This is a genomic window from Streptomyces sp. NPDC058086 (assembly GCF_042885015.1).
In the GTDB taxonomy this organism is placed as follows: domain Bacteria; phylum Actinomycetota; class Actinomycetes; order Streptomycetales; family Streptomycetaceae; genus Streptomyces.
Genome location: NZ_JBHVST010000163.1, coordinates 1 through 15,507, shown reverse-complemented (window position 1 = coordinate 15,507; position 15,507 = coordinate 1). Strand labels below are relative to the sequence as shown.

Here is a 15,507-nt window from a genome sequence, read left to right as displayed (position 1 = left end):
TCCCGAGCTCACGGGCGAGATCGTCCATGCTCACCCGCACGGAACCCGGCGCGAAGAACAGCCGGCCGGCCGCCTCCACGATCACGTCAGCACGCCGCCCGTCAGCCTCGGAAACTTTCGAAACTGAATTAGTTTCCATGGTTTCCATGCTGGCTCCCTGCCTCTCCGCTGTCAAGGCACGCCTTCCGGGCATGTGGGGCTGCGCGGCCGAACGCCGTGATCTTGGCCGGCGCGGAGCGCGGAGGAAGAGGACGTGCGCGGCGTGGACACGTGGTTTGTCCACACGCCGGCCGGAGCAGATCGCACGGGTGTGCCGACGATGGTGGTCGACGCCATCCGCGTGTCCTGCGGCTACCGGCCGAGCCGGCTCGCAGGACAGCGCACACCTCAACGACCACTCGTCCCGGTGCCGATCTGCCGCCTTGCCCCGGCGGCACCGCAGCCGCCAGACGCCGCCATCGTCGAACAGTTCGCTGGTCTGGAGGCAGTGGTAGAGCTGTCGCAGCCGGGATCGACGCCGATGCGGGCGCATTCGTGTCAGCGTTCGAGGACCAGGGCGAGGCCTTGGCCCGCGCCGATGCAGAGGGTCGCGATGCCGGTGCCGGAGCCGCGGCGGGCGAGTTGGTGGGCGACGGTTCCGGCGAGGCGGGCGCCGGACGCGCCGAGGGGGTGCCCGAGAGCGATGGCGCCGCCCTGCGGGTTGAGGATCGCCGGGTCGAACTCGGGCCATTCGGCCACACACCCGAGGACCTGCACGGCGAAAGCCTCGTTCAGCTCCAGGACGGACAGGTCGTCAAAGCCTTTGCCCGCCTTGGCGAGGGCCCGGCTGACGGCCTCTACAGGGGCGAGACCGAAGTACTGCGGGTCGATCGCGGAGACACCGGTGGCCGAGACACGGGCCAGCGGCTCGCGGCCGGTGGCTTTGAGGCCTTCCTCGTCGGTCAGGAGGAGCGCGGCGGCGCCGTCGTTGAGGGGTGAGGCGTTGCCCGCGGTCACGGTGCCTCCCCCAGCCTCCGGCCGGGGGGACCCCCGTCTCGCTTCGCTCGCGGTGCGGAAGGAGGGCTTGAGTCTGGCCATCGCGGCCAGAGAGGCGTCCGGGCGGACGGACTCGTCGGCGGCGAAGAGCACCGGGTCGCCCTTGCGCTGGGGGATCGACACGGGGGCGAGCTCGGGCTCGAACAGGCCCTCGGCCTGAGCCTTCGCGGCCTTTTGGTGGCTGCTCAGCGCGAACTCGTCCTGCTGCTCGCGGCTGATCTTGTGCTTGTCGGCGATGAGTTCGGCCGACTCGCCGAGCGGGATGGTCCACTGCCGGTCCATCTTCGGGTTGACCATGCGCCAGCCCAGCGTGGTCGAGTACAGCTCGGCGTGTCCGGCCGGGAAGGGTCGGTCCGACTTGGGCAGCACGTATGGCGCGCGGGTCATCGACTCCACGCCACCGGCGACGGCGATGGAGGCGTCTCCGACCGCGATGGCACGGGCGGCTTGAATAACGGCCTCCAGACCGGAGGCGCACAGCCGGTTGACCGTCACGCCCGGCACCGACGTGGGCAGGCCCGCGAGCAGTGCCGCCATGCGGCCCACGTTGCGGTTCTCCTCGCCGGCGCCGTTGGCGTTGCCGAAGTACACGTCCGCGATGCGCGCGGGATCCAACTGGGGGCTTCGGGTGAGGAGTTCGCGGATGGCGTGTGCGGCCAGGTCGTCAGGGCGTACCGAGGCCAGACCGCCGTTGTGACGCCCGATCGGCGTGCGCACGGCGTCGACGATATATACGTTCCTCACTTCAGGCCCTCCGCGACGGTCAGCTTGGCGTCAGTCTTGGCGATGATCTCCTCGACGCCGACGCCTGGTGCGCACTCGACCAGCACCAGGCCCTCGTCGGTGATGTCGAGGACGCCGAGGTCGGTGATGATCCGGTTCACGCAACGCTTCCCGGTCAGCGGCAGCACGCACTCGGTGAGGATTTTCGGTGAGCCGTCCTTGGCGGTGTGCGCCATCACGACGATGACCGTACGGGCGCCGTGCACCAAGTCCATCGCACCGCCGATTCCCGTGATCATCTTCCCGGGGACCGCCCAGTTCGCCAGGTCCCCCTGCGCGGAGACCTGCATCGCACCCAGCACCGCCACGTCGATGTGGCCGCCGCGGATCATCGAGAACGACAGCGCCGAGTCGAAGAAAGAGGCGCCGGGCAGCACAGTCACGGTCTCCTTGCCCGCGTTGATCAGATCCGGGTCGACCTGCTCCTCGGTGGGGTACGGGCCGGTGCCCAGGATCCCGTTCTCCGACTCCAGGACCACTTCCACGCCCTCGGACAGATGGTTGGGGATCAGCGTCGGCAGCCCGATGCCGAGGTTGACGTACTGGCCGTTCTCCAGCTCCCGCGCGGCCCGGGCGGCCATCTCCTCGCGACTCCAGGCCATCAGCCGTTCACCGACCCTCGTGCCGCAGGCACGGACACCGTGCGCTGCTCGATCTTCTTGCCTGCTGCCTGTTCCGGCGTGAGAGCCACCACCCGCTGTATGAAGATTCCCGGCAGATGCACCGCGTCCGGATCGATCGCGCCGGGCTCGACGAGCTCCTCCACCTCGGCGATCGTCACCCGCCCGGCCATCGCGGCAAGGGGGTTGAAGTTGCGGGTGGACTTGTTGAACACCAGGTTGCCGTGCCGGTCGCCCTTCGCGGCCCGGACCAGTGCGAAGTCGGTACGGATGCCGCGCTCCAGCACGTACTCGGTGCCGTCGAAGTCGCGGACCTCCTTCGGCGGCGACGCGAGCGCGACCCCGCCGGAGCCGTCGTAGCGCCAGGGCAGCCCGCCGTCCGCGACCTGGGTGCCCACCCCCGCCGGGGTGTAGAACGCCGGGATCCCCGCACCACCCGCTCGCAACCGCTCCGCGAGCGTGCCCTGGGGGATCAGCTCCACCTCCAGCTCACCGGCCAGATACTGCCGCGCGAACTCCTTGTTCGCCCCGATGTAGGAGCCCGTCACCCGCCCGATCCGGCCCGCCGCCAACAACACGGCCAGCCCGGACTCCATCGCCCCGCAGTTGTTCGAGACGACCGACAGCCCCGACACCCCCCGCTCGAACAACGCCTGGATCAGCACGTTCGGCACACCACTCAACCCGAACCCGCCCACCGCCAACGACGCACCCTCCGGCACATCGGCCACCGCCTCCAAGGCCGTGGCGACCACTTTATCCATGTTTATTTACTCTGCCTCTCGCCAATGCGGACCCATCGGACGCTGTTTCCGTAAAGCAATGTCAAGAATTCGGCCGGGTTCTTTAATGTTTTGCGGGCGTTGCGGGCGTTGCGGGCGTTGCGGGAGCGGCTCGGCCGCAGACACGCCTGTCTCGTCGTGTCTCACCTGACAGGCACCTGCGCCCACACTCCAACGCCCTGGCATCCGTCGGCATCCCACAGATGAGTGATATCGCACGGGATCTCTATGCCGATCTGTCGGTGTGCGTCGTGCGAACAAGGTATTCCTACGCCGATCCTCGTTATCACTCACGGATTCCGTTGACGCGCATCATTCGAGTGCCGAGGCTTTCTTCCATAAACAGCGGAGCGGCAGGACCGAGGAAATTCTCATGAAGACATTCGTGCATCGGGGACAGATCACCAAGGTGGTCTTCGGCAGCGGTACGCGCAGTCTTATCCCCGAAGAGGCCGATGCTCTCGGATGCCGTCGGGTGCTCATCCTGTGCACACCTGGTCAAGTGGACCAGGCAGCGGAGATGCGCGACCTGCTGGGTGCGGCAGCCGCGGGAACGTTCACCGAAGCGGCCCCGCACACCCCTGTCGAGGTCACGGAGGAGGCGGTCGCGTACGCCAGATCCGTGGGAGCGGACTCCGTGCTCGCCATCGGCGGTGGATCGACCATCGGCCTCGGCAAGGCGATCGCCGTGCGGACCGGTCTTCCGCAGCTGGCGCTGCCCACCACCTATGCCGGCTCGGAGATGACGCCGATCCTCGGAGAGACCGAAGGCCGCAGGAAGACGACCCGGCGGCTGCCGGAAGCGCTGCTCAAGACGGTGGTGTACGACGTCGACCTGACGTTCACGTTTCCGGCGGCGATATCGGTGGTCAGCGGCATCAACGCGATGGCGCACGCCGTGGAGGCCCTCTACGCACAGGACCGGGACCCGGTCGCCTTCCTGATGGCCGGTGAAGCGCTCGATTCCCTCACCCGATCCCTTCCGGTCATCGCGCGACGTCCGGACGACGGCGAGGCGCGGGCGGATGCGTTGTACGGGGCGTGGCTGGCGGGCACGTGCCTCGGCACGGTGGGCATGGCCCTGCATCACAAGGTGTGCCACGTGCTGGGCGGCACATTCGGGCTTCCGCACGCCGAAACCCACACCGTCGTCCTGCCGCACGTGGCCGCCTACAACGGGCCGGCCGCCCCCGGAGCCATGGCACGCATCGCGCAGGCGCTGCCGGGGGACGACGCCGCGAGCGGTCTCTTCGACTTCGCCGGCAGGCTCGGCGCCCCCAGGGCACTGCGGGACCTCGGCATGCCCGAGTCGGGGATCGAGAAGGCGGCCGAACTCATCGTGCGGGACGGCTACTGGAATCCGCGTCCAGTGGATCGGACAGCTGTCCACGCCCTCCTGACCCGCGCCTGGGCCGGGGAGACGCCGTGAACGTCAGCGGGCAACGAACACACCCAGACCGACTCCGTCATCGAACACTCAATGACCAAGGGAGCGCGCCATGCGTGATCTGACCAGCGACACCATCACCGAGGCCGTGATCTCGACCATGCGGGACACCAAGGATGCCCGTGTCGCGGAGATCCTGGAATCACTGGTGCGGCATCTCCACGCCTTCGTCCGTGATGTCGAACTGACGGAGGAGGAGTGGGCCCAGGGAGTGGACTTCCTGACGCGCACCGGGCAGACGTGCACGCCGACGCGCCAGGAGTTCATCCTGCTGTCCGACGTGTTGGGCGTCACCATGCTGGTCGATGCGCTGAGCAATCGACGCCCCGCCAATGCCACACAGAACAGCGTCCTGGGCCCCTTCTTCAGGGAGGACAGGCCGCAGCACGCCGACGCCGCCGACATCTCCGGAGGTCTGCCCGGTACCCCGCTGTTCTTCGAGGGACGGGTCGTGAACCGTGAGGGAGCGCCGGTGACCGGCGCCGGGGTGGATGTCTGGCACAGTGACTCGGAGGGCCATTACGACGTGGATGTGCCCGGCCAAGTCGACCCGGCCATGCGCGCGCTGTTCCGGACCGACGAGACGGGACACTTCAGCTTCCGTTCCATTCGCCCGTCCAGCTACCCGATACCCGGTGACGGCCCGGTCGGCGAACTCTTGAACGCGACCAGCAGGTCGCCCATGCGTCCCGCCCATGTGCACCTGCTGATCGACGCTCCGGGATTCCAGCGCGTGACCAGCATGCTGTTCCCTTCGGACGACCCGTACCTGGACACTGATCCGGTGTTCGGGGTCAAGGAGTCGCTGGTCGAGTCCTATGACACGTACGTGGCCGACGCCGGGCCCTGCAGCGGGCTGACCGACGTGCCGTACACCCTGCTGCGCCACACCTTCGTCCTCGAACCCGTCCCCACGGACTGAGAATGAAGGAGCTCGGAGTGCCGCCGTCCGCGGACTTGAGACGCCTGGTCGACCGACTGCGTCGATGAGCCGACAGACCGTGTGAACGCCCGGTGGCGTCCGGCGTAGGACGCGATTTCTCCGGCATCAACAGCCGGCGTCACACACTTCACCAACGCGATGACCTCGCGTACGTCATAGGGCAGCCGCCCGCCTTCTTGCCCTACTCGAACGACATGCCTGCCAACCCACCCAGCGGGACGGTGAGTTCACCCGGTGTCCTGCGCAACAGGCCGACGCTCTTCCCGACTTTCACGGAGGTCCTCCGATGACTGAAACCCTTCACACGACAGTCGATTTCCGAGCCACGATGAGCCGGCTCGCCACGGGTGTCAGCGTGATCACCACGTGCTCTGGAAGCACGCCTATCGGCATGACGGCGAGTGCCGTGTCCGCCCTCTCCCTGGACCCGCTCCAGCTGCTCGTGTGTATCAGCAACCACCTGTACACACGGACCGCGATCGCGGAACACGGCCGATTCGCCGTGAACGTCCTCGGCGAGGACAGCGAGCACCTGGCACGGAACTTCGCCGCCTCGAAGGCGGACAAGTTCGCGGGCGTCGAGACCTTCGACGACCACGGCGTGCCGGTGTTGAAGGACGCCATCGCGGCTGTCGTGTGTGACGTCGCCGAGGCGCTCCCCGGTGGCGATCACACCATCTTCGTGGGTGAGGTCCGCTATTGCGCACACCAGGTGGATTGCCGACCGCTGGTCCACTTCGCGGGCGGCTTCGGCGCGCTCAGGGCTTCGCACTAGGCCTGGTGGCAGCGGTCCGAAGGAGGCCGCTGCGGGGCCCGTGACCGGCCCGCCACCGCCCCCGATGTCCGGCTCCTGCGAGGCGAGCCATGGGCGTCGGGGGCTCCGCTCGTCCCGACGACTCGACGGAAAGTGCCATGACCAGCTCCGTTGCGACATTCAAGCTGCATCCTCCGGCCCAGCCCCCGCATCTCCTGACACGCCCGCGTCTGCTGCGCCGGCTTGACACGGCGACCGAGCCCGTGGTGGTGGTCTCCGCGCCGGCCGGCGCCGGGAAGACGGTGCTCCTGACCGAGTGGTCGCGAGGCCTGGCGGCTCGCGGAGAGTGCGCCTGGCTCAGCCTGGACGCGTACGACAACGCCCCGGGCCGGCTCTGGACCTGCATCCTGCGAGCGGTGCACCACGCACGACCGAATATGCCCGCCCGCCTCGACAGCGATGGGTGGACGGTCGACGCATGGCTCGAGGAGATCCTGCCGAGTCTTGTGACCGGACTGGGCGGAGAGGAACCGCTCACGCTGATCCTCGACGGACTGGAATCCATCACGGACGCCGACGCAGTGCGCAGCCTGGCGGACTTCCTGACAAGGCTTCCCCACGGCTTCCGCGTCATTCTGTCGACCCGGCACATTCCCGGAAGACCCCTTCCGACCCTGCGCGCCCGGGGTCTGACCGCCGAACTCGACCAGCACGACCTGGCCTTCACCCCCGAGGAAGCACAGGCAGTGCTCACCGATCTGCTCGGGTCCGCTCCGAGCGCGGACACTTCGAGCGCGCTGTACGAGGCCACCGAGGGATGGGCGGCGGCGCTGTGCATCATGGGGCGCACCCTCGCCCGCTCGGCGAACGAGACTGACCGGGAAGGGAACTTGGCCCGCGGCAGGCAAGCGGTCACCGAGTATCTGGCCACCGAGGTGCTCTATCGGCTCACCACCGAACAGCGCGAGTTCCTGCTGCGTACCAGTGTGCTCGACGAGCTGAGTACCGGGCCCTGCCAGGCCCTCGCCGGGGACCGGGCGGGCGTACTGCTGCGCGAGCTCGCACGGACCGTGCAACTGCTCGTGCCCGTCGCCGCCGATCCGTCGGCGTACCGGCATCATCGAGCACTGTCTTCGCTGCTGTCCGACGTCCTTGAGTCCGAACGGTCGGACACCGTCGTGTCCCTGCACCGGTCGGCGGCTCAGTGGTACTCCCGGCAGGGGGAGACGACTGTGGCCGTACGGCACTGGACGCTGGGCGGCGATGAGTCCGCGGCCGTCGCGTCGGTCCTCGACGGCTGGGAGAAGGCGATCTCGGCGGGCCGTAGTGCGGAGGTCTCGCATTGGCTGGACCTCTTGCCGCCCCGCACGGTCGCCGCCGACGCGAGATTGTGCGTCGTGGCGGCGATGGCGGCTCTCTCAGGGGGCGCCCCGGAAACGGCCCGGCGCTGGCTGGATGTGGCCCAGCTCAGGCAGACGGGACCGGAGACGGTCGGCGAAGGCAGCACGGTGTCCGATGCGGCAGCCGTCGCCCAGGCCATGGCCTGCTGTCTGAAGGGGGAGGTCCTGACCGCCGGCCGTCTGGGCGAATCCGCCGTTGCCGGCACCCTGCCGTTGACGTCCTGGCGTGCCCTGGCCTGCACGGCCCGCGGTGCGGCTCTGCTGTGGGCGGGCCGGTACGAGGAGGCGGAGGCGCTGCTCGGCGAGGCGACCCGTGATGCGCATGCTGCCGGGCACGGCCTGGTTCTCGTGCGCGCGCTGGGTTCGCGGGCGGTGTGCGCGCTGCTGGCCGGACGGCACGAGCTGGCGCGAATTCTGAGTGACGAGGCACTCAAGGTGGTTGCGACGGCCGGCCTGGGCGGGCACTTCGTCTCTGTGCCTGCCTACATCGGCCGGGCCGGCCTACTCCTCGAGGAGGGACAGGTCGAGGAGGCCGAACGGGTTCTGGCCGGCGCGGAAGCGACGCTGGCGGCCTCGCCCCGGACGGAAAGCGAACCCCACGTACGCGCCTTGTGCCACTTCACGCGGTCGCGACTTGAGAGCGCGCGGCACAACACGGACGGGGCGCGAAAGGCCCGCGAGGCAGCCGAGCGGGCGGCGGCCCGGTGCGAGTCGCCCGGGGTGCTGACGGACCTGCTCGGCCGAGTCGGCGGGGACACAGTGGCGACACCTGCCGCCCCCCGCCCCCAGGACCTGTCGCGGGGGGAGCGCCGAGTGCTCCGTGCCCTGTGCGGTGCGCTGACACTGCGTGAGATCGCCTCCGAGCTCTATGTGTCCCACAACACCGTCAAGACACAGGTACGCGCGATCTTCCGCAAACTCGACGCCCACGACAGGAGCGAAGCGGTCGCCAGGGCCCGGGAGTGCGGCGTGCTCTGATCCGGGCCCTGGCATCCTGCTACGAGGCGTCCTGGCGTGAGGCGTCCTGGCGTCGGGCGTAGTTCGCCTGAGCCTTGTACGCGGTCTCGTCGTCGTCGCTCACGTTCTCGATGCCGCAGACCTTGCGCGCGAGGTCTGCCATGCTGCCGCTCGGGGACATCTCGGCGCGCTTCATGGTGAGGGTACGGATGGCCAGCAGGGGCGTGCCGTTGAAGTTCTCGAAGGTGCTGACGCGGTCGCCCCAGTCGGACAGGAACATGTCGCGGATCACTCGGCTGATCTTCAGCCGGTCGTAGGGCCTGCCGACCGGTCCGGTCTGCAGCGCCTCCAGCCACGGCCGCAGTTCGGGCTGCTGCCACTGCCCCTCGGTAGGGTAGATGAGCGCGGCACGACCGGACAGGTCGATGAGCTCGTGGGCCATCTCGGCGATGTGCTCGAGATAGTACGCCCGCCCGAAGTCGAACATCAGGACGTTCGGCTTGTAGATGCCGCCGGGGGTGAAGAACCCTTGGTCCTCCGAAGCGATCAGATGCGCCTTGAGCGTCTGGTGGAAGCCGGCGAACCGGGCGACCCGGGCCTGGACCGGCGGCAGCTGGTAGGTGCCGATGTGCTCGGTGATGAGCAGGGCCAGACCGAGCATCAGCTCGGCCTTCACCATCGCACGCATCGCCGAGTGGTAGTGCAGCCAGTCGAAGACGCGCTGCGGGTACAGCGACGCGTGCTGGGGGTTACCGATGTGGAAGACACGGTTCCAGGGGATGAGCACGTCCTCGAACACGATGACGCTGTCCAGCTCGTCACCCTGCGAGGCGAGTGGGTGCTCCACCTCCTCGCCGTCCCGGACGTTGCTCTCCCGGCAGATGATGGTGACCCCGGGGGTGTCGGGCTTCACCGCCCCGTAGATGATCTGTTCCGCAATAATGCCGGGGCGGTAGAAGACGCCGATGTGGATCCAGTCCCCGAAGGCCGCGCCGGTGCTGATCGCCTTCACACCCCGCACGGTGATGCCCTCGTCCGAGGTGCCGACCACCCGCAGGGCAGGGGACTCGGCCTGTGCGGAATCGCGCGAGCGGTTCGCCTGCGGGTCGACGAAGGCCGGCGTCGCGTTGAGGTCGCCGTCCCGCACCACGTTCCAGAAGTCGAGGATCCCCTCGGTGAGGTCCCTCCCGTCGGTCCCGACGGACTGGCTGCTCCAGGGCTCCGGGTCGTCGATGTAGGTCAGCAGGACGTAGTTGTTGACATCCGGTGTGCGCGGGATCGCCCCGCCGCCGAGTTCCCGCTGCACCGTCTCCAGGTAGGTCCGCTTGCGCAGCAGGTCCTCTTTGGAGCGGTGCTGGAACCATGTCATGGAGCGTCGGACGCCATCCTCGTCCACGAACGTCATGACGTCCTGGAGGTCCGGGCGGTGGTGCAGGTCGTAGAAGGCCGCGAGGCTCTGGGCGTACGCCCGGGTCTTTGGGTGTGTGGCCACGTTGTCGACGAGTTCGTCACCGACCCACACCTTGCGGCCGTCGTTCAGCGCTGCCAGGTATTCCTTGCCTGTACGCACGTCGTGCTCCTCTCCAGGGGCAACAGATCCGGATGGCATGGAGCATGCGTCGCGGCAGGGTGAGAGGACGGCGCGCAGCCGGCAATCACCCGGGTGAAAGCGGCGATCACCGGGAATCTGGCGTTGAGGGCAGATGTGGCCGTGCGCCATGCTTGCCCCATGAGCAGCACAGACCCCGCCGACGACCAGGCCGGTGGGCGTGGGAACCGGGCCATGACCGGGCTGCGCCTGCGGGGACGGGACCGCGAGATCGCGGCTGTCCGTGAGGCCCTGGACGCGGTGCGTGGCGGACGGGGCGCCTGTGTCGTCGTGGAAGGCGCGCCTGGCGTCGGCAAGAGCCGGTTGCTCGCGGAGCTGGACGAGATGGCGCGGCGGTCCGGGTTCGATGTGGTGTCGGTACGGGCCGATGAGCTCGACCAGTACGCGGCAGGAGCCGCACTGCAGTCCGCCTTGCAGTCCTCCGATGGTTCCAACCGAGCCGCCGCAGCCACCGACGACCAGCGGCTCTGGCTGCTGGACAGCATCACGGACGCTCTGGAGGACCGGGCTCAGCGCGCCCCGGTGGCCGTGCTTGTGGACGACGCACAGTGGGCGGATCCGGCTACGCTCTTCGTGCTCCGCACCCTGCCTGGACGACTGGCCGCCTCGCGGATCCTGTGGGTGCTGGCGGTACGGTCGGACACCGAGCGACCGACCGTGGCCAGGGTGCGGGAGGACCTCGAACGCCTCGGAGCCCGATGGCTGACCCTCGGCCCCCTGCCACAGCAGGAGCTGCAGGACATTGCGGCCGATGTCCTCGGGGCGAGGCCGTCACCCGGTCTGGCCAGGCTCCTGCGAGGCGTCGCGGGCAATCCCTTCCTGGCGATCGAGCTGGTGCGCGCTTTTGCCGATACGGATGCCGTCAGAATGGAGGCGGGCGAGGCGAGCCTCCTGCACGACGGCATCCCCGTCAGTTTCCGGCGGAGTGTCGTCGCGCGTGTGGACCGGCTCCCGGAAGATGCCGTGCGCCTGCTCCAGATCGGGTCCGTCCTTGGCCGCGAATTCGACCTCGGCACGGCCGCCCGCATGCTCGGCAGGCAGGTCGGCAGCCTGCTGTCGGGCGTCGAGGCTGCCCTGAACGCCGGTCTGCTCTCGGCCGACGGCCCGCGACTGGCCTTCCGTCACGACCTCATACGGCAGGCTGTCCACGAAAACCTGCCTCTGGCCATACGGACCGCTCTGCACCGGGACGCGGCCGACAGTCTGCGTGGCATCGGGGCACGATCGGCCGAGGTGGCCTGGCACGTCGTCATGTCGGGCGGCCCGGTCGACGACGATGCCGTGACCACGCTGACCACCGCCGTACGGGAACTGTCGTCGTCGGCCCCCGACGCGGCTGCAGACCTGGCTCAGCGGGTCGCCGGACTGCTGCCCCGACACGACCGGCGTCGCATCACCCTGCTGACCGACGCCGCCGAGTACCTCGGCCGGACCCGCCGGGTTCATGAGGCGCTCGACCTGGTCGACGCCACTCTGCCGGAAGGCCTTGAGCCACTGCAGGAGGCATGCCTGCGCCTGGTGGCCGCCGAGATCCACCAGGCCGCGGGCGACGACGCCGCCGCGATGACACACCTCCGGCAGGCCCTCGACCTTCCCGCGCTGCCGCCCGACGTGCGCGTCCGGCTGCTGAAGACCAAGGCGACGGGCCACATGTACCTCGGGGACATCACCGCTGCCGAGCAGACCGGCCCCGGGCTGGTCGAGGCCTCCTACCGCAGCCATGATCCGGCCGTCGTCGTCAGCGCCATGGTGTTCCAGTCGCAGACGTTCTTCTACCGTGGGCGCCTGGCCCGCGCCCTCGAGCTTGCCGAGGAGGCCACCCGACGCGCCGGCACCCAATCCGCCGCACTCTACCTGCGGCCCCCGCGGATCCCGGCGCTGTGGCTGGCCACCGTGCTGACCGCCACCGACCGGCTCGCGGACACCCAGCGGATTCTGCGGGAGGGACAGCGCGAAGCGGAGGCGCTGGGCCTCGGCTGGTCACTTCCCCACTGGCATGCCGCCCGTGCCTGCGCACTCCTCGAACAGGGAGCGCTGGACGACGCGGCCGTGGAGGCCGAGTCCAGTCTGATGGTGGCGGACGAACTCGAGATCACTCTGCCGAATCCGCAGGCCCGCTCCGTGCTGGCATTGGTGGAGATCAGACGCGGTGACCTCGCCAAGGCCAGGGACCACCTCCGCGCCGCCGAAACCGGTTCTGGCACGAACACACAGCGGTACGGCCCCTGGGTGTCTCTCGCGCGCGCCGGCCTGGCGGACGCGGAGGGCGAAGACAGCGAAGCGGCGATGGCACTCACGGGAAGCTTCAAAAGCCGTGAGCCGACGCGGCTGCTTGCGGTACCTCCGTCCCACTGGCCCTCGATCGTGCGCATCGCGCTCCGCGGGGAGGACCCGTCTCTCGCGCATGCCGTGTCCAGCGCACTGCGCAGCCTGACTGCACAGGACGAGAGCGGGCAGATCATCGGGGCAGTCCGCTCCCACGTGGACGGCCTGCTCCACCGCGACCCCCGTGCACTGGAGTCCGCCATCACCGGCTACCGGAGCACCGGCAGGCCGTTGGCCCTGGCGGCGGCCTGTGAGGACCTCGGCGAGCTCATGGCAGCATCGGCCGATACGACGCCGGCGATCCCGTACTTCGAAGAAGCGGGTCAGCTGGCGTCAGCCTCAGGAGCCGGGCGCGATCAAGAACGGATCAGGCGGCGCCTGCGCCAGCTCGGCGTGCGCACCGCCCCCGTGCGGAACCGCACGGCCGGCCTTCAGGGGTTGGAGAGCCTGACCGAATCCGAGCGGAAACTGATCCCGTTCGTCGTTGAGGGCCTCACCAACCGGGCCATCGCCGACCGGCTCTACGTGTCTGTGCACACCGTCAACACGCATATGAAGCACATCTTCACCAAGCTCGGCATCAACTCGCGGGTCGAGCTGACCCGGCTGGCGATCGAGCGGGGCATCAGCGTCGACGGGGCCGACTGAGCGGTGCACCGACCGCAGGGCACGTGGCAGGGATCCCTTGAATGGGTGATGCCTGGCTCCGGCACCACCCGTGATGCTGGACGCAACGGCGTGGCCTCCGGCACGGCACCGTCATTCATCAGGAAGTGACCGCCTCATGAACACGATGCGCGCAGTACGCGCTCACCGACGCGGAGGCTCCGAACAACTGGTCCACGAGACCGCACCGCGTCCCGGGCCCGGCGATACCGCCGTCGCGGTACGGGCCGCCTCCATCACCACGGGAGAATTTGCCTGGGACGCCACCTGGACCGACAGCTCCGACGGATCCGGGCGTGAGCGGACACCCGTCATTGCCGCACACGCGGTGTTCTTCGTCGTCGAGCCGGACCGCGACGCACCAGACTCCATCCAGACCCCCGCCGCGTACGAGGCGCTCGAGAAGGAGCACCGGTGTGGCAAGGCCGTCATCCATGTCGCGGACGGATAGTCAACCGCAGCCCAGGGCGGCCGGGCCCGGTGCCCGTACGGGCCCGGAGCGCGGATACCGCGGCCAACTCCGGGCTGCTGTAACCGCGAGCGCGGCCCCGCACGGGTACACCCTGGCGCTGTGGACCGCCACCGCGGTGACGTCGTCCGATCGCGGCGCCCCAGGGGCAGCCGAAGTCCTGGCGCTCCTTGCCGGTGCGACGCTCGCCTTCGTCGCGTTGGCTGCTGTCGCACACGGCGGTGCCCCCATGATGCCGGAGCGGTCCGCCCCGGCCGGCACGCGGATCTGGGCGGCCTTCCATCTGCCCATGGCGGCTTGCGTCGCGCTGGCCAGCCTGTTGCTGACACGGTGTTGTTCAGGGCCCCTCCTGTGGGGGCTCGTCGGGACGACCACGACCGCCGTGTACCTGCTGGGTGTCAGCGCTCAGTTCCTCTGCTTTGCAGTTCGCCATGCCACCGAGAAACCACAGACACTCACCCGTAAGAGGTTCACCATGTCCCTCGCGCTCGACCCCGCCGCCCAGGACCTTCTGTTCCGGGAGGCACGGACTGCCAACACCTTCACCGACGAGCCAGTAACGGACGACCAGATCGAGGCCATCTACGACCTGGTCAAGTACGGCCCCACCTCGATGAACCAGCAGCCGCTGCGTATCGTGCTGGTCCGTTCCGCCGAGGCGCGCGAGCGCCTGGGCGAGCACCTGTCCGAGGGCAACCGCAAGAAGACCGTGGCCGCCCCACTCGTCGCCATCCTCGCCGCGGACAATGAGTTCCACGAGGAACTGCCCAGCCAGTTCCCGCACTTCCCACAGGCCAAGAGTCTCTTCGCCGAGCGTGCGGTGCGCGAGCGGTCCGCGAAGCTCAACGCGCTCCTCCAGGTCGGCTACTTCATCATCGGCGTCCGCGCCGCCGGCCTGGCCGCAGGACCGATGACCGGCTTCGACGCCGAGGGCATTGACAAGGAGTTCTTCAGCGATGGCGAGCACTCGGTTCTCGCCGTCGTCAACATCGGCAGGCCGGGCGAGAACGCGTGGTTCACGCGCTCCCCACGTCTGGCATACGCACAAGTGGTCACTACCGTCTGACCGAGGGGCAACGGCCGGCCGACGGCGCAACCTGCGTCAGTGCCATGCATGACCGCGCCAGTGCGCCGCCGGCTGGCCACGCGGTCACCACGGCGCCCAGACCGGACTCCGTCAACGCCAAGAGTGCCGCGGTCACATCCGTACCCTGGTTTCGGCCGACCGCCATCCCGAGCAGCGCGAAATCGCTCGTCATGGCCCCGGCAAAAACGTGGCCCTACGCCTGAAATAGGGACCAGCCGTCGGCCCGTTGCGCAGGTCGACCGACGCAGATCCAGTCGGTGGGCGATTCGCGGTCTGCCCCTGAAAATTCCTCACTTGCGCAATTTCCTCGCGTATCGAAGTCTCGTCCGCCGCTGAATTGTGCGTATGGAGACGGACAGCGAACCGGATCTTCCGCGGATGCACGGTGTCTGCGGCACTGGGCACCACAGCTTCACCACTGTCAGGCGTCTGCGCTTCGGACAGGAATCACCCATCCATGCGATGCGGGGTCGTCCACCAGTGCCGGACCCTGAGGAGTGAGGGGGTGTGCGGCTGCAGGGTCACCGCGAGCGGTCCCGCGGACCCTGCAGCCCCCCCAAAACCAAACGAGAGGGAGCGTATGTACCAGAAGCAGTGAGGGGGCTATAAGGTAGAAGGCCGCATATAACT

General features: G+C 68.8%; 11 protein-coding genes. 7 read left to right on the top strand and 4 right to left on the bottom strand.

All coding sequences use genetic code 11. The features are described 5' to 3' along the window. Positions 1-537: 537 nt before the first annotated feature. From ACFVWD_RS53805 to ACFVWD_RS53795, 3 genes are read right to left on the bottom strand one after another with little or no spacing between them, the layout of a single operon-like run. On the bottom strand, positions 538-1,779 hold the full coding sequence (locus tag ACFVWD_RS53805; protein ID WP_389606116.1) for a thiolase family protein: 1,242 nt from the start codon (positions 1,777-1,779) through the stop codon (positions 538-540). Beyond that, positions 1,776-2,420: a CoA transferase subunit B gene (locus ACFVWD_RS53800; RefSeq protein WP_384921031.1), complete on the bottom strand. Its 645-nt coding sequence runs from the start codon at positions 2,418-2,420 to the stop codon at positions 1,776-1,778. Before ACFVWD_RS53800 ends, ACFVWD_RS53805 begins: the two co-directional genes overlap by 4 nt. Further along, the gene (locus tag ACFVWD_RS53795) at positions 2,420-3,202 is read right to left on the bottom strand and encodes a CoA transferase subunit A (protein ID WP_389606115.1); all 783 of its coding nucleotides are present in this window, start codon (positions 3,200-3,202) and stop codon (positions 2,420-2,422) included. The genes ACFVWD_RS53800 and ACFVWD_RS53795 overlap by 1 nt, the downstream gene beginning before the upstream one ends. 391 nt (positions 3,203-3,593) lie before the next feature. Between ACFVWD_RS53795 and ACFVWD_RS53790 the strand changes: the two genes are divergently transcribed. The 4 genes from ACFVWD_RS53790 to ACFVWD_RS53775 all read left to right on the top strand — a co-directional run bounded on the left by ACFVWD_RS53790 (position 3,594) and on the right by ACFVWD_RS53775 (position 8,742). Then, positions 3,594-4,649, top strand: a complete 1,056-nt coding sequence (locus ACFVWD_RS53790) for a maleylacetate reductase (protein ID WP_389606114.1) — start codon at positions 3,594-3,596, stop codon at positions 4,647-4,649. Between the two features lie 70 nt (positions 4,650-4,719). Beyond that, positions 4,720-5,589, top strand: coding sequence for a dioxygenase (locus ACFVWD_RS53785; protein WP_389606113.1), 870 nt, complete (start codon positions 4,720-4,722; stop codon positions 5,587-5,589). A 307-nt stretch (positions 5,590-5,896) separates the two neighbouring features. Beyond that, positions 5,897-6,385, top strand: coding sequence for a flavin reductase family protein (locus ACFVWD_RS53780; protein WP_328760288.1), 489 nt, complete (start codon positions 5,897-5,899; stop codon positions 6,383-6,385). Between the two features lie 137 nt (positions 6,386-6,522). Next, positions 6,523-8,742: a LuxR C-terminal-related transcriptional regulator gene (locus tag ACFVWD_RS53775; RefSeq protein WP_389606112.1), complete on the top strand. Its 2,220-nt coding sequence runs from the start codon at positions 6,523-6,525 to the stop codon at positions 8,740-8,742. A gap of 19 nt (positions 8,743-8,761) precedes the next feature. Here ACFVWD_RS53775 and ACFVWD_RS53770 read toward each other — a convergent pair whose 3' ends face one another. Next, positions 8,762-10,291, bottom strand: coding sequence for a 4-hydroxyphenylacetate 3-hydroxylase family protein (locus ACFVWD_RS53770; RefSeq protein ID WP_389606111.1), 1,530 nt, complete (start codon positions 10,289-10,291; stop codon positions 8,762-8,764). Between the two features lie 159 nt (positions 10,292-10,450). Between ACFVWD_RS53770 and ACFVWD_RS53765 the strand changes: the two genes are divergently transcribed. The 3 genes from ACFVWD_RS53765 to ACFVWD_RS53755 all read left to right on the top strand — a co-directional run bounded on the left by ACFVWD_RS53765 (position 10,451) and on the right by ACFVWD_RS53755 (position 14,856). Next, complete coding sequence (locus tag ACFVWD_RS53765) at positions 10,451-13,303, top strand: AAA family ATPase (RefSeq protein WP_389606110.1); 2,853 nt, start codon at positions 10,451-10,453, stop codon at positions 13,301-13,303. A 136-nt stretch (positions 13,304-13,439) separates the two neighbouring features. Further along, positions 13,440-13,772, top strand: coding sequence for a hypothetical protein (locus tag ACFVWD_RS53760; RefSeq protein WP_389606108.1), 333 nt, complete (start codon positions 13,440-13,442; stop codon positions 13,770-13,772). A 493-nt stretch (positions 13,773-14,265) separates the two neighbouring features. Continuing rightward, a complete protein-coding gene (locus ACFVWD_RS53755; protein ID WP_389606117.1) occupies positions 14,266-14,856 on the top strand; it encodes a malonic semialdehyde reductase in 591 nt (196 codons plus the stop codon). The last annotated feature ends 651 nt before the right edge of the window (positions 14,857-15,507 follow it).

Bases quoted from the DNA above. Each gene is read 5' to 3' on its own strand.
- ACFVWD_RS53800 (WP_384921031.1), bottom strand. From the start codon at position 2,420: ATGGCCTGGAGTCGCGAGGAGATGGCCGCCCGGGCCGCGCGGGAGCTG.
- ACFVWD_RS53795 (WP_389606115.1), bottom strand. From the start codon at position 3,202: ATGGATAAAGTGGTCGCCACGGCCTTGGAGGCGGTGGCCGATGTGCCG.
- ACFVWD_RS53790 (WP_389606114.1), top strand. From the start codon at position 3,594: ATGAAGACATTCGTGCATCGGGGACAGATCACCAAGGTGGTCTTCGGC.
- ACFVWD_RS53785 (WP_389606113.1), top strand. From the start codon at position 4,720: ATGCGTGATCTGACCAGCGACACCATCACCGAGGCCGTGATCTCGACC.
- ACFVWD_RS53780 (WP_328760288.1), top strand. From the start codon at position 5,897: ATGACTGAAACCCTTCACACGACAGTCGATTTCCGAGCCACGATGAGC.
- ACFVWD_RS53775 (WP_389606112.1), top strand. From the start codon at position 6,523: ATGACCAGCTCCGTTGCGACATTCAAGCTGCATCCTCCGGCCCAGCCC.
- ACFVWD_RS53765 (WP_389606110.1), top strand. From the start codon at position 10,451: ATGAGCAGCACAGACCCCGCCGACGACCAGGCCGGTGGGCGTGGGAAC.
- ACFVWD_RS53760 (WP_389606108.1), top strand. From the start codon at position 13,440: ATGAACACGATGCGCGCAGTACGCGCTCACCGACGCGGAGGCTCCGAA.
- ACFVWD_RS53755 (WP_389606117.1), top strand. From the start codon at position 14,266: ATGTCCCTCGCGCTCGACCCCGCCGCCCAGGACCTTCTGTTCCGGGAG.